This is a genomic window from Mucilaginibacter sp. (assembly GCF_035492695.1).
Classification (GTDB): Bacteria; Bacteroidota; Bacteroidia; order Sphingobacteriales; family Sphingobacteriaceae; genus Mucilaginibacter.
The window spans coordinates 1-22731 of record NZ_DATJJC010000002.1 but is presented as its reverse complement, the minus strand read 5'-3'; the positions used below and the strand labels follow the sequence as shown (position 1 = coordinate 22731).

The 22731-nt window shown below is 45.4% G+C and carries 20 protein-coding genes and 1 tRNA gene; 6 read left to right on the top strand and 15 right to left on the bottom strand.

What is annotated here, in order from left to right; genetic code table 11:
* The 3 genes from VL525_RS00130 (at window position 1) to rseP (ending at window position 4124) form a co-directional block, all read left to right on the top strand.
* Window positions 1-1500, top strand: a complete 1500-nt coding sequence (locus VL525_RS00130) for a GH3 auxin-responsive promoter family protein (RefSeq protein WP_325382033.1) — start codon at window positions 1-3, stop codon at window positions 1498-1500.
* 92 nt (window positions 1501-1592) lie between these two features.
* Window positions 1593-2774, top strand: a complete 1182-nt coding sequence (locus VL525_RS00125; protein ID WP_325382031.1) for a 1-deoxy-D-xylulose-5-phosphate reductoisomerase — start codon at window positions 1593-1595, stop codon at window positions 2772-2774.
* Window positions 2775-2786: 12 nt separating this feature from the next.
* Window positions 2787-4124 (top strand): RIP metalloprotease RseP, encoded by a 1338-nt coding sequence (gene rseP, locus VL525_RS00120; protein ID WP_325382029.1) that lies wholly within the window; start codon window positions 2787-2789, stop codon window positions 4122-4124.
* Between the two features lie 72 nt (window positions 4125-4196).
* Here rseP and VL525_RS00115 read toward each other — a convergent pair whose 3' ends face one another.
* The 4 genes from VL525_RS00115 to VL525_RS00100 are packed head-to-tail and all read right to left on the bottom strand — an operon-like array spanning window position 4197 to window position 8764.
* A complete protein-coding gene (locus VL525_RS00115) occupies window positions 4197-4739 on the bottom strand; it encodes a DUF4199 domain-containing protein (protein ID WP_325382027.1) in 543 nt (180 codons plus the stop codon).
* Window positions 4740-4756: 17 nt separating this feature from the next.
* A complete protein-coding gene (locus tag VL525_RS00110) occupies window positions 4757-5425 on the bottom strand; it encodes a hypothetical protein (RefSeq protein ID WP_325382025.1) in 669 nt (222 codons plus the stop codon).
* A 4-nt stretch (window positions 5426-5429) separates the two neighbouring features.
* Entirely contained in the window at window positions 5430-6683 is a 1254-nt protein-coding gene (locus VL525_RS00105; RefSeq protein WP_325382023.1) for a dihydroorotase, read from the bottom strand.
* 32 nt (window positions 6684-6715) lie between these two features.
* The gene (locus tag VL525_RS00100) at window positions 6716-8764 is read right to left on the bottom strand and encodes a BatA domain-containing protein (protein WP_325382021.1); all 2049 of its coding nucleotides are present in this window, start codon (window positions 8762-8764) and stop codon (window positions 6716-6718) included.
* An 85-nt stretch (window positions 8765-8849) separates the two neighbouring features.
* On the opposite strand from VL525_RS00100, the gene VL525_RS00095 reads away from it, so the two are divergent.
* Entirely contained in the window at window positions 8850-9569 is a 720-nt protein-coding gene (locus tag VL525_RS00095) for a DUF72 domain-containing protein (protein WP_325382019.1), read from the top strand.
* A gap of 72 nt (window positions 9570-9641) precedes the next feature.
* Here the strand turns inward: VL525_RS00095 and VL525_RS00090 are convergent, their stop codons facing one another.
* From VL525_RS00090 to VL525_RS00050, 9 genes are all read right to left on the bottom strand, one after another.
* Window positions 9642-10409 carry a hypothetical protein gene (locus VL525_RS00090; protein ID WP_325382017.1) on the bottom strand — a complete coding sequence of 256 codons (768 nt, stop codon included), beginning with the start codon at window positions 10407-10409 and terminating at the stop codon, window positions 9642-9644.
* A gap of 8 nt (window positions 10410-10417) precedes the next feature.
* Entirely contained in the window at window positions 10418-12718 is a 2301-nt protein-coding gene (locus VL525_RS00085) for a family 20 glycosylhydrolase (RefSeq protein ID WP_325382015.1), read from the bottom strand.
* A gap of 122 nt (window positions 12719-12840) precedes the next feature.
* Complete coding sequence (locus VL525_RS00080; protein ID WP_325382013.1) at window positions 12841-12954, bottom strand: 30S ribosomal protein THX; 114 nt, start codon at window positions 12952-12954, stop codon at window positions 12841-12843.
* 48 nt (window positions 12955-13002) lie between these two features.
* Window positions 13003-13959: a thioredoxin-disulfide reductase gene (gene trxB / locus VL525_RS00075; protein WP_325382011.1), complete on the bottom strand. Its 957-nt coding sequence runs from the start codon at window positions 13957-13959 to the stop codon at window positions 13003-13005.
* A gap of 93 nt (window positions 13960-14052) precedes the next feature.
* The gene (locus tag VL525_RS00070) at window positions 14053-15237 is read right to left on the bottom strand and encodes a dipeptidase (protein WP_325382009.1); all 1185 of its coding nucleotides are present in this window, start codon (window positions 15235-15237) and stop codon (window positions 14053-14055) included.
* 17 nt (window positions 15238-15254) lie between these two features.
* Window positions 15255-15830: a hypothetical protein gene (locus VL525_RS00065; RefSeq protein ID WP_325382007.1), complete on the bottom strand. Its 576-nt coding sequence runs from the start codon at window positions 15828-15830 to the stop codon at window positions 15255-15257.
* 23 nt (window positions 15831-15853) lie between these two features.
* On the bottom strand, window positions 15854-16072 hold the full coding sequence (locus VL525_RS00060; protein WP_325382005.1) for a hypothetical protein: 219 nt from the start codon (window positions 16070-16072) through the stop codon (window positions 15854-15856).
* Between the two features lie 131 nt (window positions 16073-16203).
* Entirely contained in the window at window positions 16204-17832 is a 1629-nt protein-coding gene (locus VL525_RS00055) for an acyl-CoA carboxylase subunit beta (protein ID WP_325382003.1), read from the bottom strand.
* Window positions 17833-17939: 107 nt separating this feature from the next.
* Window positions 17940-18404, bottom strand: a complete 465-nt coding sequence (locus VL525_RS00050; protein WP_325382001.1) for a DUF1801 domain-containing protein — start codon at window positions 18402-18404, stop codon at window positions 17940-17942.
* Window positions 18405-18472: 68 nt separating this feature from the next.
* Between VL525_RS00050 and VL525_RS00045 the strand changes: the two genes are divergently transcribed.
* Together VL525_RS00045 and VL525_RS00040 are read left to right on the top strand one after the other, a co-directional pair.
* Window positions 18473-18826: a DUF488 domain-containing protein gene (locus VL525_RS00045; RefSeq protein WP_325382000.1), complete on the top strand. Its 354-nt coding sequence runs from the start codon at window positions 18473-18475 to the stop codon at window positions 18824-18826.
* 88 nt (window positions 18827-18914) lie between these two features.
* Window positions 18915-21098: a tetratricopeptide repeat-containing sensor histidine kinase gene (locus VL525_RS00040; protein WP_325381999.1), complete on the top strand. Its 2184-nt coding sequence runs from the start codon at window positions 18915-18917 to the stop codon at window positions 21096-21098.
* An 18-nt stretch (window positions 21099-21116) separates the two neighbouring features.
* Here the strand turns inward: VL525_RS00040 and VL525_RS00035 are convergent.
* Window positions 21117-21189 (bottom strand) — tRNA-Thr (locus VL525_RS00035).
* Between the two features lie 118 nt (window positions 21190-21307).
* Window positions 21308-22731: TonB-dependent receptor plug domain-containing protein (locus tag VL525_RS00030; protein ID WP_325381998.1), on the bottom strand; the 1424-nt coding region annotated here is incomplete at its 5' end.

Genomic DNA, 22731 nt, shown 5'->3' with positions numbered 1-22731 from the left:
ATGGGTTTAAAAGCTGCATTGAGCCGGGTTTTTGCGTCGTGGGTGAGCAGGGATATCGACCGCGTCCGCGTCGACTCCGTTGCGCTGCAACAAAAGACTTTTGACTATCTTATTACTCAGGCAAAAGATACTGTCTTTGGTAAGGATCATCATTTCGGCAGCATCAAAAATTATGAGGACTTTAAAAAAAATGTTCCCGTAAGGGACTATGAGGATCTGCGCTCTTATATCGACCGCATAACAGCAGGCGAAGAAAACATTCTTTGGCCGGGCAAACCTGAATACCTGGCTAAAACGTCGGGCACTACCTCTGGCGTTAAATATATCCCCATTACAAAAGAAAGCATGCCCGAACATATAAAAGCTGCCCGGAATGCGTTGCTCAATTATATTCATGAAACCGGGAAGTCTGATTTTGTGAACGGCAAAATGATATTCCTGCAGGGCAGCCCGGTGATGCAGAAGAAAGCGGGAATTTCTGTCGGCAGGCTATCGGGCATAGTGGCTAACTTGGTTCCAAAATACCTGCAAAAGAACAGGCTGCCAAGTTTCGAGATCAACTGCATCGAGGATTGGGAGCAAAAGGTAGATGCCATTGTAGAAGAAACACTGCAAGAGGATATGACCCTCATATCCGGCATACCGCCCTGGTGCCAGATGTATTTTGACCGGTTGAGTGCAAAAACGGGAGGTAAAAAGGTCAAAGACATATTCCCCAACTTTAAGCTATTTGTTTATGGCGGCGTAAATTACGAGCCATACCGCGCACGGATAGAGGAAAGTATCGGCTTTGGTATTGATTCCATCGAGACCTACCCTGCTTCGGAAGGATTTATCGCATTCCAGGATTCGCAAAAAGATAAAAGCCTGCTTTTGCTCACCGATGCGGGCATGTTTTATGAATTTATACCTGCAGACGAGTTTTTTAACGACAATCCTGACCGGCTGTGGCTGGAAGAAATAGAATTGAACAAAAACTATGCATTAATATTGAACACCACTGCCGGGTTGTGGGGATATAGTATTGGCGATACGATCAAATTTGTATCTAAAAACCCCTACCGTATTTTGGTTACCGGGCGCATCAAGCATTATATCTCTGCCTTTGGCGAGCATGTGATAGGCGAAGAAGTCGAACAGGCACTAATGAGCGTTGCCAATGAAGAAGGTGTAGATGTAGTGGAGTTCACGGTAGCGCCACAGGTAAATCCGCCGAAAGGCGAACTGCCCTACCATGAGTGGTTCATCGAGTTTGGCAAAAAACCTGCGGATATGAAGGCGTTTGCATTAAAAGTGGATAAGGCCCTGCAAAAGAAAAATATTTATTATTTTGACCTTGCAGAAGGTAACATTTTGCAACCTTTGATCATCCAAAGCCTTCAAAAAGACGCATTTATTAATTACATGCGTGCGCAGGGTAAATTGGGCGGACAGAATAAGGTTCCGAGACTTTCTAATGACAGGAAGATAGCGGAAGAACTGAAACAATACATTATTTAAACACTTGTTATTGCGAGAGATAGCGCGGCAATCACTTCGGATGCACAGCTAAGGGATTTTCGTCGTCCCTCCCCGCAATGACAACTTGATTTATGGCCATCAAAAACATAGCAATATTAGGTTCTACCGGCAGCATTGGTACGCAGGCCATGGAAGTGATCGGCGAAAACCCAACGCTGTTCCGCGCCTATGTACTTACCGCACAAAACAATGCAGAACTATTGATACAACAGGCCTTAACATTCAGGCCTGCTTATGCCATTATTTGTAACGAAAAGTATTACGAACGCGTCAAAGATGCGTTGCTTGGGACTGAGGTAAAGGTTTTATCAGGTATCGAAGCTGTAAAGGAAATAGTTACCGATACGGAAATAGATATGGTGCTGACGGCCATGGTTGGTTTTGCCGGATTAGAGCCTACTATTAATGCGATAAAGGCAGGGAAGGACATCGCGTTAGCAAATAAAGAAACGCTGGTTGTTGCAGGGGAGTTGATCACAGGATTAGCCAGGGAAAATAAGATCAACATATTACCGGTTGATTCGGAACATTCGGCCATTTTCCAGTGTCTTGAGGGTGAAGAGGGTAATACAATAGAAAAACTGATACTGACCGCCTCGGGCGGGCCGTTCAGGGGGCGTAACCTGGAGTTTTTGGGTGATGTTACGCCGCAAGCAGCTTTAAAGCACCCAAATTGGGTTATGGGTTCGAAGATCACCATCGATTCGGCCTCGCTGATGAATAAGGGTTTGGAGGTGATAGAAGCCAAGTGGCTTTTTGATATTGAGCCGGAAAAGATAGAGGTGGTGGTGCACCCGCAGTCAATTGTGCACTCGATGGTACAGTTTCACGATGGGTCGATAAAGGCGCAAATGGGTTTGCCGGATATGAAGCTGCCCATACAATACGCGCTTGCTTACCCCGGCCGTATCAGGAACAATTTCAAACGGTTCGACTTTATGCAATACCCGAGCCTGACCTTTGAAAAGCCTGACATAAAGACATTCCGCAACCTGGGATTAGCTTTTGAGGCGATAAAACAGGGCGGAAACATGCCTTGCATTGTCAATGCGGCCAATGAAATAGCCGTGGCCGGGTTTTTGAAAGGCGCAATAGGCTTCCTGGCGATGAGCGACATAATTGAAGCGTGCATGAAGCGGATTGATTTTAAAACCGATCCATCGCTAAGCGACTATTTGAATACTGATAAGGAAACGCGCATATTTGCGCAAAATTTAATAGATAAAATACCGTTAAGGACTTTTACAAATTGATATAAATAAAGGATGAGCATAGTGATAATGGTGGGGCAGCTGCTGCTGGGCCTTTCAATTTTGGTTATTTTACATGAGCTTGGACACTTTTTGGCGGCGCGTGCGTTTGGCATTAAGGTCGAAAAATTTTACCTGTTTTTTGATGCATGGGGCGTTAGCCTGGTCAAATTCAATTATAAAGGTGTAGAATACGGAGTGGGCTGGCTTCCACTGGGCGGCTATGTTAAAATAGCGGGCATGATAGACGAGTCGATGGATAAGGAGCAGATGGCAGGCCCGCCGCAACCCTGGGAATTCCGCTCGAAACCGGCATGGCAGCGTTTGATCGTTATGCTTGGGGGCATCACCGTAAATATATTCGTCGGTATATTTATTTTCTGGATGCTGACGATCAAATATGGTGATACTTATATCCCGATGAGCAGTGCGAAATATGGCATAGTGCCGGGGTCTATCGGAAAGAAAATTGGGCTTAAAGCGGGAGACCAGGTTATATCAATCAACGGAAAGCCCGTAAAGCATTTCGAGGAGTTGACTAACCCAAAAGTATTTCTTGACAATACTGTACTGAACATCCAGCGTGGCACAGAGCGATTGAACATTACGGTGCCGGGAGATATATTGAACGATATATCGGCAAAAGGGCAGGCAGGCATCGAAGATTTTATCAGCATGTTGCCCCGTAGTAAGTTTAGCGTTGATTCTGTTATCGGCAATGCAAAAAAAGCCGGGCTGCAAAAGGGAGATAGTATTACAGCAGTTGATGGACAGAAAGTAGTCTTCTTTGACCAATTTCGCGACAAACTGGATTCGAACAAAAATAAGAAGGTAATATTAACAGTGGTACGTGCGAATAACACGATGCAACTGCCAATCGTGGTTGACAAAGACGGCCGCGTAGGTTTTTACAGGCCGATAAAAGAATTGTTTCCGAAGGAAGACACCCTGAATTACAGCTTTTTCGCTTCATTACCGGTCGGAGCGTCAAAGGCCTGGACAAACTTTACCAATAATGCGAAGGGCCTGAAAAAAATATTTACCGGCAAAGTGAAAGCACAGAATGCCGTTTCGAGTCCAATAGGTATTGCCAAATTATATGGAGGTTACTTTGACTGGTATAAATTCTGGAGTTTAACTGGTTTTATCTCGATGGTGCTTGCACTGATGAACCTGTTGCCAATACCTGCGCTGGATGGCGGGCATGCGGTGTTCCTGATCATAGAAATGATCAAAGGCAAACCCTTAAGCGATAAGTTCCTGGAGAAGGCACAGATCGTCGGGTTTGTGCTGCTGATAGGCTTAATGGTTTTTGCCTTCGGCAATGATATTTTAAAGAGCTTTCATAAATAAGTAAAATATCCACTAACAAAAAAGACGCCGCGGTTATTTCACGGCGTCTTTTTTTATGAGTTTTATCTCACATTAAACTGTTGGGTCGGCAGGAGGCTCGGGGTCGTAAGCTGAACGTTCCTTTTTAAAGATAGCCGCGCCCACCAGGGCAACAGCAATACCGATGATGGTATCTATTATAGCCAAGACAAATGCTCCAATTATCGGCCCTAACTTGATGGTATAACCTATCGCCTTGTCAATATCTTCGCTCGACATCCCTTTGGCTTCCATCTGTGCACGTGCTTGCTCTGCAGCCTTTTGCATGATCTCAGGACTTAAAAAGGCCAGGTATACATATGTGAACAGTGCCAGTAAAATGCTGGTGAACACGGCATACCTAAAGCCAGCAGAAAAGCCTTCTCCAAAGGTTAGATAGCCAGACTGCTGGTCCCTGAATTCCTTTTGTGTCAGTATTAAAAAGATGATAAAAGGCAGATACCCTAAGTACTTTAACGGCGAGTTAGGATCGGTACTTACGAACTGTATAATGTAGGTAAGTACAATTGACACAAGGAGGTTAATAAGCGCCCATTTAGTTGCAACTTTTGTGGGATTTGGTTTTAGCTGTTCCATTTTATCGTGTTTTAGGTTTATATGAACGACCCTAATATACCAATTACTGCCATATCAAAGCCCTTATCAACAGCATTTTTTGCGATCTCGTCCCTGTCGGCGGCTGACGGCGCTGTATTTTGGAAAAAACACATCATCGGGTAAAATATTTCCTTTATCTCCGAATCGGCAGGCAAAAGCTGCGCCACGCGGCCAATTTCAGCCACCGGGCTTTCCATCAGTACTTGGTTTACGATCACCGGTTCGTAAATGCGGTGCTCGTCCTGGAACTCGTCCTCATCAACCAGTAAAAACTCTTTCAGGTAATCTTCCAGTTCGGGCTCAATGTCCTCGTCTTCGCATTCATTTAAATATAGCAGCAAGTTCAGCAACTCCGTACCGCGGTCGAGTGTTTGCTCTTCGATCTTTTCCCACTCCTTGGTTTCCAAGTAATCATCTTCGAGCTTTTTTACATCCTCACTAAAGAAATTGATCAGCAAGAGGTCAAAGAACACCTCGCGCATAGCTTCGAACTGAGGGTTTTCATCAAAAACCTCGTCAAGCATATCAACTTTTCGCATAAAATCTTCCGGCGAAGAAAATACTTCGAAAAAATTGCGGCTCAATTTGGTAGCGTCAAAATCATTGTATTTTGAATAAGCGGCCAGGGCTGCCTGTATGGCTGACTCAATTTTTGGGTCGATCATTGTTTTAGGATTTAAATAGCTTGTTGTTATTTATAGTTAACAAAATTGAACCCTTAAGTTTTTGCCCCATGAAGGGAGAATTATATGATTTTGATCGATTATTCGTCTTATCAAACGTCCATTCCGCACTTTCATCAAAAATAACCAGGTTAGCTTCGCTGCCTTCGGCTATCACCGGCACATCCAAACCCAATATCTTTCGCGGGTTAATGGCCATCTTCTCAATAATGGCATCTACAGACAGCCCAGCCGCCAGCGCAATAGAAAAGGCTGTTTGTAAGGCTATCATCCCAAATTCAGCTACCTCGAACTCTACATTTTTAAATTCCACTTCGTGCGGTGTATGCTGCGAGGTAATGGCATCAATGGTGCCGTCTTTTAGGCCCGCAAGCAGCGCCTTCACATCTTTTTTGGTACGCAGCGGCGGCTTTACTTTATACTGGCTATCAAAGCCCATCAGGGCTTCATCAGTAAGCAGCAGGTGGTGTACCGCAACATCGCAGGTTACAGGCAAGTCTTTTTTCTTCGCTTCTTTGATCAGCGAAACTGACCGTTCGGTGGATATGGTTGTGAAATGTATTTTTGAACCTGTGTATTCGGCCAGGTAAAGGTCGCGGGCCACCATCAGTTCCTCAGCCAGCGAAGGGATCCCCTTCATACCCAGCAGCGTGCTTACTTCGCCTTCGTGCACTTTGGCCTTACCTGCTATTGCGGTATCCTCGGGGTAGGATAGCACCAGCGCCTCAAAACCCTTGGTGTAAAGCAGTGCACGCTCCATCAGGCCCGCATCCTGTACCGGGCGGTTGCCATCTGTAAACGCCTTTGCACCGCTTTGGTACATATCGTACATCTCGGCCAGGTCCTTGCCTTCCCTTTTGTGCGATATTGCGCCCAGGGGATACACATCTACAAGATTGTTTTTAGCCCTATTCATTAAATATTCGATCTCGGCCTTGGAATGTACCGGGGGTTGTGTGTTAGGCATAAGGGCGATGCCGGTAAACCCGCCCGACGCCGCAGCCTGGGTACCGGTTTTCAGATCCTCTTTGGTTTCGAGGCCAAGTTCGCCGATATTACAATTGAGGTCAAAAAAACCCGGTGAAAGATGTTTTCCCCGGGCGTCAAAAGTTTCAACGTCTGCACTGATCTTTTTGGCGATCCTCACGATCTGCCCTTTTTCGATCAATACATCGGCAACTTGCTGGTAAAAGGGTGAACCCGGGTCGGAGATGGTCGCGGATTTAATAAGCAAATTCATTTGCGCTGTTTTGGGATGGAATATACTTTGACTTACGCTGTTTGCGGAAACCGCTGTTTACCAGGGTTATAATACCTGACAAGTAATATTTCCGCAGCCAGAAAGATCAATGCCAAAATTATACAAAGTTTCCATAATTGCAGGCCAAAATTTATTTCGGCCACCTGGCCCTTTAACGAGGCTTGTCCCGGCTGCAAAACACTGCCAGCCTGCGGGAATAAAGCTTTCAGATCGGATGAGGCTAAATAGCTCATGTCCGACTCGCTTCGGTTATTATTAAACGCCAGCACGGCAATGGTACTATCCTGCTTTTTCAAATCGTAATTGCCGGCCTCCTGCAATTGATCCGATATAAATAAAACGGTGCCTCCCCCCTGCTGCCGTGCATCGGGAATTATGGACTGATCGCCCTTTGTCAACTTCAGCAATTGTTTTTCACTCAGCTGCACCGGCGGCACAGCAATACTTTCATCACTCCCTAATGTATAGAACAGGGGCTGATCGTGTCCGCTTAAAAGGGCTATGCGAAACATGATAGGCACAAATAGCGCATGACGCTGCAGGTTGCTGTAATCGTTGTCCAACGGAACCGCCGACACATACACTTTGCCTTTACCGTTGCTAAAGCCCGACCAGAACGGCTGTCCGCCAGGCAATTGCATCAGGCTTTCGCCCCTTGCGGTTGAGCTTAACTGGTAGTACTTATTCGCAGAAGGCAAGTCCGGATTTTGGGGGAAGTTCTCGAAGATATTTTTGAATACCGGGTTTTGCAGATTGATGGCCGAAATTTTCACCTGCCCTTCTACCAATTTGTCAGGCCAGGCCGCATTTACGGATTGCAGAAAGGCTTTGTTGTTAACTAAATCTGCATCAGCGGCCGGGAACATCGCCAGCGTACCGCCTTTTGACACATAAGCTTTTAATTGCTGTGCCAACCCTGTTGACAGTGTTTTCACATCGGAGATAATGATAAGCGGGTAAGTGTTCAGCGCGGCGTAGTCAACGTTTCCGTCTGTAACTCTTTTTGCGGCGAAAAAGGGGTCGGTATCAAAAACAGCTTTCAAAAAAGGATTTACCGTGCCGCCATCGATCAAAAGGATTGGCAACTGCTGCGTCACATTAAAGGTGAAATAGAACTGGTTGTCAAAGGTGACCGGGTTATCCTGCAGTTGTATCTCGCCCTGTTGCCAGCCGCTTTGCAAGCCTGAGAAGGACAGGGTATCTATTTGTACCGAACGGGCATCGACAGAAAAGCTACCCAATGCTTTCTGAGTGCCTTTGATGACAAGTTTCAGCGGGATCTTTTCCGCCTTCTCACCCGCATAGTTGTGCAGCTTCACAACCAGCTTTTCGCCATCGCCGGGGCGATGTACCGCAGCAAGCAGCCAAACCGAGTCGACCGCCACATTGGGCAATTCGCTTGCCTTTAGCTGAACAAGACTGTAATGAACCGAACTATCAGTTTTAACCGTCTTATCGCCCGATATATTTTTTTGAAAGTCGGATATGATATAAGCCGAACGAACGGCGCCGTGTTGCTCGTCAAGCAAATTTTGCTGCCTGTCCACCACCTGCTGCAAGCCCCGGCTTTCAGGGCTGATCTTTACGGCATCCACCGCGTCGTTAAACTCGTCGCGGCTTAATAAACGCTGGTGTTTCCCTTCAAAATCCTGCGTTAACAACTGAAACCTGTCATTTATACTATATGCCGACGCGATCTCCTTGGCGCGGCGTTTGGCTTCGTCGATAAGGCTGCCTTCGCGGTTGAGCGCCTGCATGGAGTAAGAATTATCGACAAAGATGCTGACCACATGCTGCTTTCCGGCATTCGCTACATTTTTACCCGGAATAAATGGCCTGGCAAAAGCCAATACCAGGAATAAAAGTGCCAATAGACGCGAGGCAAGTATGAGTCGTTCTTTCAGGTTTCGGCGGGATGCCTGCTGTTCCTGAACCTCTTTTAAAAACTGCACATTGCTGAAATATACCTTTTGATACCTGCGGAAATTAAACAGGTGTATGATAACCGGTATAGCAAGGGTAACGAGTGCAAAAAGGAAGGCCGGATATAGGAATTGCATTTATTAATGTGCGAATGTGCAGATATGCAAATGTGCAAATGCATATCAAATAAAACAAACGATACAGGTATTCTATTTATTTCACATGGAATGGCATATCGGTTGTTCGGGGTTTCATTATAAGGATTGGCGCGGGAAGTTTTATCCAGAGAAAATGGCCATTAAAAACTGGTTTGGCTATTACTGTGAACATTTTAAAACAATAGAGTTGAATGTCACTTTTTACCGTTTTCCGCAATTGTCCTTTTTGCAAAACTGGTATAATAAAGCACCTGCCGACTTTCGTTTTTCGGTAAAGGCCCCGAAAGCTATTACCCATTTCAAACAGTTTCACGACACCGCACGGATGATATCCGATTTTTATGGAACTATAAACGATGGGTTACAGGAAAAATTGGGACCGGTACTATTCCAGTTGCCACCAAGGTTTAGTTATAATGAAGAACGGCTGGATCGTATTATCAAAAGTCTAAACCCATCGTTTAACAATGTAACAGAGTTCAGGCATGAAAGCTGGTGGCGTAAGGATGTTTATCAAACTTTAGCCGAACATAACATCACCTTTTGCGGGCAAAGCCATCCTTTGCTGCCGGATGATGTGATCAAAAATACGCCGTCGGTTTATTACCGGTTTCACGGTGTGCCGGTTTTGTATCGTTCGCCGTACTCAAAAGATTTTTTGCAGAAAGTTGTTGAGGCGGTTAAGGGCGACAAAAAAGAAAGAGAGGGCTGGTTTTATTTTAACAATGACTATGATGCCGTTGGGGTTTGGAACGCGAAAGAGATGACGGAGATGATTGGTTGAACTCTATTGAGTCACCATAATCCGTTTGCCCTTCGGCACATCTGCCGGTAAGTACGAAATTCAATGTATCCGTCACGAATGATGCTTTTTCTTCTTTTTCCCCGACTTTTCAGTGGTTTTCTTCTTCGACGATTTTTTCTCTGATTTGGAAGAATTGTTTTTCTTTTGATCGGAGTTGGTTTTTGCAGCAACCGGAGTCGGGCTATTGGATTTATTATCTGCCGAATCCTTGCTTAACTGTTTTACAGTGAAGTCGTTATTGCGCAAGCCGTATTCCAGTACGCGTTTTGCGCCGGTAGCTTTGGCATCGTTTCCGGTGCCGTCGAAGATGGGGAATTCGCGCATGAATTTTCCTTCTTTGATATAAAAGTTGTCGGCCCCCTTATAACCCTTTCTCTGCGATTTGGTTAGCTTCGGAAAATCAAGCTTATTGGCTCTACTGCCACTAAATTCGAAGGCGTAAATAGTGGCGTAGTTGGTACTGTCGGTGCCGCGTGCGTGTATCAGTATCTCGGGGTTACCATCGAGGTCCATATCTGAATTATAAACGTCGACAATAGTTCCATCAATATCACCGGTAGTGGTTGTGTATTTTTTACCTGATGAATCGGAGTGCAGGATCAGGAACGAACCTGCGGTGGCCGATCCTCTGCCCCAGGTTAATATATCATAATCCTGGCCAGGCGAAACCTCGACCAGCTTATGGTAGCGAAAAGGCGCAACATAATCGGGCTTTTTGGCGGGCACAGGCGGCGTTTCCGCTTTTTGGTCTTGATGGGTGCAGCCGGCGGCTATCAGCAAAAAACCTGTTAACCCCGATAAGCAGAACTTTGCAGTCATATTATATTTTAGTTAAACATCGATTCGGGAGACAACTCACTTTTGGGTTTACCGGGCATGGTCATGTATACCTTCAACACCCTAACCGAACCTATGTCAAAATATTTCAAAGTAAATTTATGATAGCCTTTTTGCAATGCTACGGCGCCACCCTGTTCCATTAACGGATGCTTTCCATCGTTGTTTACAATTGGCTGATCGTCGATGGTTAAGACCGAGCCATCGTCCGATTTGGTCGAGAACTGGTAGACACCGTCGGTATCTATACGCAAATATCCATTATATATTACGCCGAATGACGGTTTATTCTTTCGCAATTCTGCAATATTAAAGTTTTTGGCCACGCCGCTGTCAATAACTGCCGCGTCTTTAAATTCGCCCGTGTTGTCAAACGTGCCCTGAAGTAATTGATATTTCAACCCCTGCGTTGTACCCTGGTAAGCCACAGGCGCCAGGGCCGCTTTGTTATACATCACCGAGTGCGTGACACGGCTGCGTTTTCCTGAAGGAGTGATAACGATCGTTTCCAGGTCGCGGTATTGGCCTGCCGGCACATCGTAAGTCATTGGCATTCGATATTCCATATCTGTTTCGCGCGGAGCGTAGCCATCTATCGTATAAAATACTTTGGCACCGGCTACGGATGGTTTTAATTGAACGCTCATTTGTGAACCAAATGTAACCGTATCGCAAGCGCCTATAGCTGCGGGAACCCGGTAGTCATAATTATTCCTATCTAAAAAGGCTAACTGTGCCGGAAGTCGCACCTCAGAGAAATCCTTAAAGTTTTTATTCGCAAGCGGTGTCCAGGCTACTTCGGCCAGCGCAAGCGCCCTGGGGAAGTACATATATTCTACCTTCGACTCTGTCGGGATATATTCTGTCCATAGGTTGGCCTGTACGCCTTCAATATACTTTTGCTGATCGGGCGTCAGCGCGGCGGGTGTAGGATTGTAGCTGTAGGTTTTGCTCAATGGCGTAAAACCACCGATACCTACCGGTTCGCCGGTCTTCGCCTGCGCATGGTCGAGGTATAAACCACCACTCCCAGGTGTCATGATCACATTATGATTTTGTTTTGCTGCCGCGATACCGCCTGCTTCGCCGCGCCAGCTCATTACTGTAGCGTTTGGCGATAATCCGCCTTCTAATATTTCGTCCCAGCCTATGATACTGCGGCCTTTGGAATTCACAAATTTTTCCACCCGCTGGATGAAGTAACTTTGCAGTTCTTCCTCATTCTTCAGCTTCAACTTTTTGATCAGTTTTTGGCAGAAGGCAGAATTTTTCCACGCATCCTTGGGTACCTCATCGCCGCCGATGTGGATGTATTTGCTGGGAAACAGGTCCATCACCTCTGTCAACACATCCTGTAAAAAATCAAAAGTTTTATCCGACGGGCAATAAACGTCCTTTACCACGCCCCAGGTTTCATAGGTTTTATACGCCTTGGACGGATCACAGCTTAACTCGGGGTAAGCAGCCAGTGCAGCCATGCAATGACCGGGCATTTCTATTTCCGGAACGATATTGATATAGCGGTCGGCGGCATATTTTACCACATCGCGAATCTGATCTTGTGTATAATAACCGCCATAAGGGGTGTTATCAAATTGCTGCGGGGTGCGGTCGTGATAATTACCGATAACAGTTTGTGCGCGCTGGCTGCCTATTTCAGTCAGTCTCGGATACTTTTTGATCTCGATACGCCAGCCCTGGTCGTCGGTCAAATGCCAATGAAAATTGTTCAGCTTGTAATAGGCCATTACATCGATCATCTTCTTAACGAACTCGACTGAAAAGAAATGGCGGCAAACATCCAGCATCAAACCGCGGTAACCAAAACGCGGATAGTCTTCTATCGTCGCGCAAGGTATTTTGATGGAGGCGGTCCTTTCGGCAGGTATCAATTGCAATACGGTTTGAATGCCGTAAAACAAGCCTGCGCCTTTCCCGGCAATAATGATCTGCTGCGGGGTGATGGTTAAACGATAGCCCTGTTCGGGCAGGCCTTCAGTCCCTTTTGCGGTAAGTACTATGCTGTTGGCTGCGCTGCCCGCATCGCCTATTTTAAGCTGTGTGCGCAAGTTAAGCCTGTTTTGAATATAATCGGTAAAAAAGCTTACCGCTTTGGTATTACTATCTGCATACAATACCGTTTCCTGGCTCAGCACAAACTGGCCGGTAGCTTTCTTTACCGAAACAGGTGCGGGAACAATACCCATATTCGGGTCGTTATCCTGCGCATTGGCGGTTATATTAGTAAATGCGAGAGAGGTTAGGAACAGGGCAAAAATAGTTTTATACATAGCGGGCTACCAGTTTTTTAATCAAGGTGGTGAAGTTAACGGATTTTGAAAAAATAGTGTTTCATCTATTGTAAAAAAAGCGAAACAAAAAAGCCACCCGTGCAATGCGAGTGGCTTGTCGCTTATTTCTTTTCAGGCTTTGCTTCTTCCTGCTTTTTCAGCTTGTGCGGCCGGCTTTTACCGAACGAACCCATTGCAATTTTACCTTTCCTTGATTTCTTATCACCTTTTCCCATAGTTTAATGTTTTTTATAAAATTACAAACTATATGTTCCAAAACCTAATTATGCGGGAATAGCATGTTCCTTCGCAGCTAAATAACGCTCGGCATCTATAGCAGCCATGCAACCGGTACCTGCCGCGGTTACCGCCTGGCGGTAAACATGGTCCTGTGCATCGCCGCAGGCAAAAACACCTTCGATATTGGTTTTGCTTGAACCGGGTTGGGTAATAATGTAGCCATTCTCGTCCATATCTATCCAGCCTTTGAAAATCTCGGTGTTAGGATGGTGACCGATAGCCACAAAGAAACCGGTTACATCCAATACTTTTTCTTCGTTAGTTTTGTTGTTAAACACTTTCACACCTGTCACTACCTGGCCGTCGCCGATGATCTCTTTTGCTTCGGTATTGTAGATCACCTCGATATTGTGTGTATGCATTACCCGGTGCATCATGGCCTTGGAGGCGCGGAATTCGTCGCGCCTTACCAGCATATATACCTTTTTACACAATTTAGCTAAGTAGGTGGCTTCTTCGGCAGCGGTATCGCCGGCACCAACGATGGCTACATCGTGACCACGGAAAAAGAAACCATCGCACACGGCACAAGCCGATACGCCGAAACCATTATATTTTTGTTCGGACTCCAAACCCAGCCACTTGGCCGAGGCACCCGTTGAAATGATCACGGTGTCAGCCAGGATGGTTTTTGTATCGTCAATAACTACCTTATGCGGTGTGCTAGAAAAATCAACTGAACTTACATAGCCGAAACGGATATCGGTGCCCAGGCGTGCAGCCTGCTTTTCGAAATTCTCCATCATAGCAGGGCCCATTATCCCATCAGGGTAACCGGGGTAATTTTCCACTTCGGTAGTTTGGGTAAGCTGTCCGCCAGCAAGCAGGCCAGTATATAAAACAGGCTTCAGATCGGCGCGGGAGGCATAAATGGCCGCTGTATAACCCGCGGGACCAGAACCTATGATCAGGCATTTTACGTGTTCGTTCTCTTGTGACATCAGAATTTAAAAATGAGTACAAATTTACTAAAAAAGCAGATTTTATTAGTCAGGCAGCCGTAAAGTTCTGCACAGCACACATAGTTGTAAACACTATTTGCCTGTGTTTGCTTTCAACACGCGGATAAAGTTGCCACCTAATATTTTATCAATATCAGCTTCGCTGTAGTGCAGCTTTAATAGTTCGTCAGTTATCTTCGGATAATCGGTTACGTCGTTCATACCCAAAGGATAGGATTCGGCGCCGTCGAAATCTGAACCTATACCCACGTGATCGACCCCAATCAGCTTTGCAATATAATCGATATGTTTTATCAACAGGCTCAGCGGCGGGCGAATCTTGTCCGACGCGGCCTGGTAGATCACGTCCAGCCTTATCTTGGCCAGGTCGGCGTCGTGGTATATTTTTTCAAGTGAGTCGAGCTCGGCACGGTGGTCGCGCAAAAACTGGCTCTCCTTGTGCATGTACTCGCTGTCCACAAAACCACTGTAAAAATTCACAAATACTACGCCGCCATTTTTGGCCAGCGCCTTTAGCTGTGCGTCCTTCATATTACGCTGGTTTGGGCAAAGCGTGTAGGCGCAGCTATGGGAGGCGATAACCGGCTTGCTGGTTGTGGCGATAACATCGTAAAAAGTTTGTTCGCCTACATGCGATACATCCACCATCACACCCAAGTCGTTCAGGTGACGAACGATCTGCTTGCCATAATCGCTTAAACCTACGTGCCCGGCGCGTTTGAGTGAATCCATATGATGCGTCTCATCAGCGGCTGAGGTGGACCACGATGTGCTGTTGTTCCACGTTAAAGTCAAATACTTCATGCCGCGTTTGGCAAGGGCATCAATGTAATCCATCCTGTCTTCTATCATGTGGCCGCCTTCTACGCCTATCATGGCAGCAAACTGACCTTTAGCTACGGCAGATTGCAGTTCATAAGCATTGCGCACCAGTACCGCTTTTCCTTTACTACGGCCTATGAGCGCATATAGCGAGTCGATCTCGCGGTTGGCCATTTTGAAGGCCCTGCCTTTGCCATATTCGCCACCGCACCAAATAGAAAACACCTGCACATCCAATCCGCCTTCCTTAGCACGCGGCAAGTCGAGGTTGCCGGTGGATTGCCTTTTGGTCAGGTCGGCCTTCGTGATAAGTTCGTTGGATAAAGCATCGTTGTGGGTATCCACCAGGATAGCTTTTTGGTGTATCTGTTTGGCGTTTTGGGCAGATGCCGTTAAGGTTAGCAGCAGCGGCAGCAGCAGTGGCAGTTTTTTCATGGTGAAAACTATCGATTTTATATTGATCCGTTAACACCAAAATCATACAATTGGTGCGTTTTTAAATTGATTTTAATTTGCCAAAAATAGCTTCCACCATCAAAAACGAAATGAAAGGTGTCGTCAAAATAAGGCTTTTCGTTCTTTTCATAGTCCCAGTAAGAATATATAAAAATTACTTTTTCGTTTCTTTCATTAAGGAATCCGAAATATTGTCTTGCATATTTTTCCAAATGCTTGTACACTATCGGCCCTCGCCAATATTTGGGTGAACCTAATTTTTTATTTACCTTCCTTAAGTTCGCCTGAAGTAAAGTTTCACTCAAAAGAATATCGGAAGTATCTGCTGAAAATCTTTGATATTTATCAAGAACATCTCTATTAGAAACATTATCATCTTCCGCATAAATCACTCCTGAGAACCTTATTGGACTCAAATATTGATGAGAGTATTCTTTAGAAAAAATTACGCCAATAAAATTATTACCGGTGATATGTGTACAAGCGTCAGTAACTTTTTCAACTTTTAGTATTTTTTGCCCATAGACAGCTATATGAAGCAGCAGAAAAGAAAGCAACAACAATTTTTTCATAAGCGGAAAGATAGAAATTTAATTTAAACGTGATAATGACCCGATTCGTAAATGAAAAGGCCTACAGCAAAAACAAGCAGGCACATCCCGGCAATGATAAGCGTGGTGTACAGCAAGGCCCCTTCAGCCTTTTTGCCTGAGCGTATCAAACGCATACGTTCTCGCTGGCGGGTAATGCCGATCATAATAAAAAGCAGCCCTCCTATTGCAGTGATCAATTCACGATAGATGTGGTGATGCATACACGGGTATTGAATGAAGGAATGAAGTTAACGAATTTGAACCGTGGTTAAGCGGATCAAAAAGATTTTGGGATAAATACTCACTTTTAAGCACTATATCAACCCCAATCACCAGTTAACTGATTACTAATCTACGTCTGTATTATCCCCACATTAAATTGCTTCTCTATCGGTGCATGGTTTGCTGCTTCAATGCCCATCGATATTACTTTTCGGGTCTCGAGGGGATCGATAATACCATCAACCCAAAGCCGGGCCGCAGCATAATATGGCGTGGTTTGGGAATTGTAACGATCTGTTATTTGTTTTAGCAGTTCGGCTTCCTTTTTGGGGTCTACCACCTCGCCTTTTGCTTTCATCGCTGATTCCTGTATTTGCAGCAAGGTTTTGGCCGCTTGCGAACCACCCATAACCGCTATTTTGGCCGAGGGCCAGGCGTAGATGAGACGTGGATCATAAGCTTTGCCGCACATGGCATAGTTGCCTGCGCCGTAGGAGTTACCAATAACAATAGTAAATTTCGGCACAACGGAATTGGAAACCGCATTCACCATTTTGGCGCCGTCCTTAATGATACCGCCCTGCTCGGAGCGGCTGCCGACCATAAAGCCGGTAACATCCTGCAGGAAAACTAAGGGTATTTTCTTCTGATTGCAATTCATAATAAACCTGGTGGCTTTATCCGCCGAATCGGAATAGATCACCCCGCCAAACTGCATCTCGCCTTTTTTCGATTTCAGTACCTTGCGCTGGTTAGCCACAATACCCACCGCCCAGCCATCCACACGGCCGAGACCACAGATGATAGATTGACCGTAGCCTGTTTTATATTCTTCAAATTGCGAATCATCCAGCAGGCGAAGGATAATATCGTGCATATCATAAGGCTTGTCGCGGGTATCGGGCAATATGCCATAGATATCCTTTTCATCCAGCTTTGGGGCCGCAGATTTGATGCGGTCAAAACCCGCTTCCGGGGAATGGCCGGTCATGCTCATGATATTGCGGATAGAATCGAGACAGGCCTTATCATTGGGTTGCTTGTAATCGGTTACCCCCGATATTTCGCAATGTGTGGTGGCGCCGCCAAGTGTTTCGTTGTCCACGTCCTCTCCAATGGCCGATTTGACGAGATACGATCCCGCCAGGAAAACTGAACCCGTACCTTCAACAATCATGGCTTCGTCGCTCATGATGGGCAGATAGGCCCCGCCCGCCACGCAGGAACCCATAATAGCGGCTATCTGGACAATACCCATGCTGCTCATGATGGCATTGTTTCGAAAAATGCGGCCGAAGTGCTCTTTATCCGGGAATATTTCGTCCTGCATGGGCAGGTAAACCCCGGCCGAATCGACGAGGTAAATAATAGGCAGTTTATTTTCTATGGATATTTCCTGTGCCCTTAAATTCTTTTTAGCGGTGATGGGGAACCAGGCACCGGCCTTTACGGTAGCATCGTTGGCCACAATTACGCATTGCCTGCCCGAAACATAACCGATACCACATACTACACCGCCCGAAGGGCAGCCACCGTGCTCGGCATACATACCATCGGCTACCAACGCACCTACCTCAAGCCATGGTTTATCATTGTCTATCAGATAAGCAACACGCTCGCGGGCAAGCATTTTGCCTTTTTCCTTTTGTTTAGCCGCTGCTTTTTCCCCGCCACCTTCATAAACCTTTTTCAGGCGCGTGTTCAGCTCAAAAACAAGCTGTTTATTTATATCTTCATTTTTATTGAATTCGAGGTCCATGGGGTTAGTGATTAGTTAACTGGTGATTAGTTAACTGGTATAATGATATGCTAAATAACATTCTTTTTCTTTAGGAAACAACTAACCACTGATCGACCGATCACTGGTTAACTAAATCCTGGCCTTCTTTTTACAGGTGAGATCGATTTTACAATAGTTTGTCCGCTAATTGGCTTTTTCTGTGGTTTCATTCTTGCTATTGAATTCTGATAGGCAGAATCAAGCAATTGTATTATGTACGCTGCGGGGAAATCATCTTTTTCCCTAACCTGCAGGTAGCGGTATTGATTGCCATTGCCGATTAAAACCTTTTGCGGATCGGGGAAGTCCACACCGCGATTGAAGCCAAAATTCACATGATCGCTTGCAACCGCTATGCTGCAAAAAACATCCCCCGCCTTGTCCGTAGGCGACCAGCCAAAAGCTACCGCGTTGTAGTTATCGTAGATCAATTCGTTGGTTTGCGGATACAGGTCCCATACAAATTCGCGCAGCCATAGCGCCGCGGCCTTTACCTTGTCGGGGTAAGGCAGCAGAAACTTCACAAGGTCGTTTACTTCTTCTTTTGGCATCGGTTTCAGTACAAAATCAGCAAAATTAATATCGTTAGTTGTAAATTTAACAAATTGATCTGTTCAGTATGTCAAATGTCAATATAAAAAGGATCTATGATCCTTACTCAGAATCCGACGGTTACCGTATATTGATTGACCGCCTGTGGCCACGCGGAATAAAAAAAGAAAATGCGCATATAAATAAATGGATGAAAGAGGTGGCGCCATCTACCGAATTAAGGAAACGATTTAATCACCAGCCCGAAAAATGGGCGCAATTTGTACCGGCTTATCTCGCTGAATTAAATAGATCGCCTGCCATCGGCGAGCTTTTATCGGATACCCGCAAGCACGATACAGTAACTTTGTTATTTGCTGCCAGCGACACCGAACACAACCACGCCCTGGTATTGCAACAATTTGTGAACCAGCACCTATGATTCGTCCCGCCGCTATTTTTGTACACCATATTATTAAATATTTGTAAACTTAATGAGCCATGCCATCGTATAAAGGAATTGCAAATTGATGGCTGTATTGAAATATTTTATATCGTTATTATTGATGCTTGCGGTAACCAGCGGTTTCGCCGCAGGTGAACAATTAAATGACACGTCGACCGTAAACCGGCTAAACAAACTTGCCGCTGCGCGCTTCTCATCCGACCCGGATACTACATTTTATTACGCCAACCAGGCAATAAACATAGCCCGGGAAATAAACTACGAAACCGGCATTGCCGACGGGTTGGTGCAGGCAGGCCATGTGGATTACGTAAGGGGCAAGTCGGAGTCGGCTGTCAAATGTTTTGATGAGGCGATCGCTATCTATAAGAAATTAAACAATAACGCGGGTTTAGCAGCGTGTTACCTGCAGTATGGGCGCATGTGCAATATCCTGGCTGATTATTCGCAAGCGCTGAAATACCTGAACATGGCGCTGGCCATTAATAAGCAGGCAAATGATGAGTACGCCTTAACCGATAGTTACAAGAATATCGGCATCGTTTATTTTAGCCAGGGAAAACTGTCTGAGGCGCTTGACTATTATTACAAAGGTCTTTTTATAGCCGTGAAGAACCATTATCGTGAGTTTTCGGCTGATCTGTATAACGATATCGGGGTAATACTACAGAATATGGAGGTGTATCCCAATGCACTTGAATATTACAAAAAATCGCTTGCTATGTACGAGGGAACCGATCATTTACAGGTATTGGGAATTTTGAACGAAAACATAGGCGAGGTTTTAGTTGCCCAGCATAATTATGAAAAAGCAATCGTTTATCTTAACAAAGCAAATAACATAGCAAAGAAACAAAGCGACCAGGACGGCCTGAGTTCCGTATATACCGATCTTGGTTTGTGTTATGCTTACAAAAAGGATTTTCCAAAAGCGCTAAGCTACCTGGACACCTCGTTGCGTATAGCCGAGAAATATAAAATAGTATACAACCAGGCTTATGCCATTATAGGGTTTGCAACGGTATACAACATGCAAAAGGATTACCGGACGGCCTATCCTTACGCGGTTAAAGGGCAGCAGATAGGCGTCAAACTGGGCAACTTGTCCATCAGGGTAAACGCTGCATTGGAACTTAATAAAACGCTGGCGGGCCTGGGCAGAATAAACGACGCCTATAAGGCACTGAATGAGTATCTTGATCTGAAAACTAAGCTGAAGGACAACGAAAGCATACAAAAACTTACCTCTTACAATTTCGAACTTAGCTTTGCTGTTAAACAGCGTTTGCTGGCCGAACAGCAGCACGAAAAAGATCTGCTGTACAAACAAAATTCGCGCGCACAGCGACTTACTATTATGATCTTCCTGGTTGTGATCATGGCAATGGTAGTTATCACAGGCATCTATTATAACGAAAAGCGGAAACAGCAGCGGGTAAGTTCGGTACTTGCACACAAGAACTCCGAAATATTACAACAAAAAGCCGACATGGATACCCAGGCGGCTAAGCTTAATGACCTGAACATCTTAAAAGACAGGCTGATAGCTATACTTGCGCATGATCTGCGGGCTCCGCTGAGCACCTTGCGGGGACTGTTTGGCTTACTGCAGGACGATTCGATCTCGCATGAAGAAATGCTGAGCATGATACCTGATGTATTGAAAAAACTGGATTACACATCTGATTTCCTCGATACGCTGTTATTTTGGATCAACAGCCAGATGGAGAACTTTGACCGTGCCGCAAAATGCTTCCCGGTGAAAGAAATTGTAGCGCGCGAAACTGAACATTATTATGAACAGGCGCAGGGCAAAGGGATAACGCTGATAGACAGCGTTCCGCAGGAACTGAATGCCTGTGCCGACCCGGATTCGGTAAGGATAGTGGTGCGTAACCTGATCACCAATGCTATCAAATTCTCGCGAGATAAGGATGTGATCGAAGTTTCGGCAAAACGCGACGGGGATAACGTCCTCATCAGCATCAAAGACACCGGTGAGGGAATGACGGCCGAACAATCCAAAAAACTTTTCAAAAGCAAGGTAAACAGCAAAACCGGTACGCACAATGAATCGGGCACAGGTATGGGGCTATTATTTTGCAAGGACCTTATCGAAAAAAGCAACGGCACCATTTGGGTGACCAGCAAACCAGGAAAGGGTAGCAACTTCTTTTTTACGCTGCCATCAGCTGATGCAGCGAATACTGTAAGCCAGCAAACTAAAGAGCAAGCGATTGCAGGCTAATAACAAGTAAATAAAAAGAGCCGAAAACGGGATTCGAACCTGCGACCTATTCATTACGAATGAATTGCTCTACCAGCTGAGCTATTTCGGCAATAAGGTTACCACTCCTTGTTCAAAGTATGGCAACTTCTGCGACAAATATATAAAATTGCCCGTACGCAAGTGTCAAAATATATAACTCCATTTTCAAAACGAAAATGATATTATTGTTATTTTACCTCGTATTTATACACCTGTCTGCCCAAATCACCATCGTCATCAATACCTTCTATCACCACCCGGTAAGTTCCTTTTACATCCGGCGTAAAATATTCAAGCGATGCATTGCCATCTTTATCGGTAAGCATATTGGGGTTCCAGTAAATGGTAGTGCGGGCACTCTCGGGGCTATCGGCTTTTGGTGCGTATTTTGGCTGGTAAAAAGCTTTGGTTTTGTGAAAGCCACCATACTTTATGGTTACAATACCATTAGGCGGCGTTTGGCTAAAGTAGGCGGTGCCTACATTGCCGTGTTTCATGGTTATCACTAAGGCGCCACCAGGCGCATTTGAACCGTAAATGGCTAAATATGCTCCGCTCCTCAATACTTCAATACTATATACATCGTTGGGATTTATGTCATTCAGAGATGCATTATCTGCATCCAACGTGATCCCATCAATAATAATGGACATATTTGGAGATTTGCCAAGACTTTTACTACGCAAATTGCGGGCGTGTCCATCTGTAGTAAAAGTTACGCCTAACAATTTTCCGTTCAGGCAGTCGGCCAGATCAATACAATTTCCCAGTTGATCATACATAATCACCTGGTTCGCACGGCCGGCTCCATTCAGGTTAGAAGAAAATTGCAGGTCAGGCTCCTTCTTCTTTTTTAAACCTTTTATCGTAACAGTGTTCAAGGTCTTGCCATTCCTGTAGATATAATCTTTTTGCTCCTGCTGATATAGTTTGTATTGTTGCTGTGCTTTTAGGGTATCGGTATTAGCAATTGTTTCTATGTTGTTCGTGGGTTCTAACCCCGGGTAATCCGGTGGTATGGCTTTGATCAGTACATTGCTGCCTTTGTTGGCCTTCCGTGCCCGTAGTACCAGCGTGGTGGTATCGCTGATGTACAGGTTGTTGAAAGTGAAGTGTCCTTTTTCATCGGCCGTGGTGTCCCTGAATATCTTTTCCTTGATAGCGGCAAGGGTAACTTTGCCGTTAGGTACCGGTTTACCGCCGGGGGCGGTCAGGATGCCGCTGATCTCCTGGCTCCGTTCGGGTTGATATTTGATTGTTGTATTGCTGGCGGTATCCGGTATTTGTTTCCATTCATATCTGCGGTAGCCCTGGGTCAGCATCAGGTTGTCTAAAGCTGCTCTGGTTTGTTCATTGGTATTGGTAAAATAATAGTTGGGCTGTTCGATATAGCCCTTTAGTTCCGAGGTGAGCAGCAGGTTGTTGATGATGGTGCTTTCTTCGTTTTCATCGGGCTGTACTTTGCTTTCGCTGATGACGGCTACTGAAAAGGTGCCTTGTTTGCCTTTATTGTTTTGATCGGTTGCGGTGATATTGAGTGTGGTCCTGTGAGCGGTGGTTTGGATTGGGCTTATGCCGAGTTTAAGCTCGTTTTCCTTATTATAGATAAAAG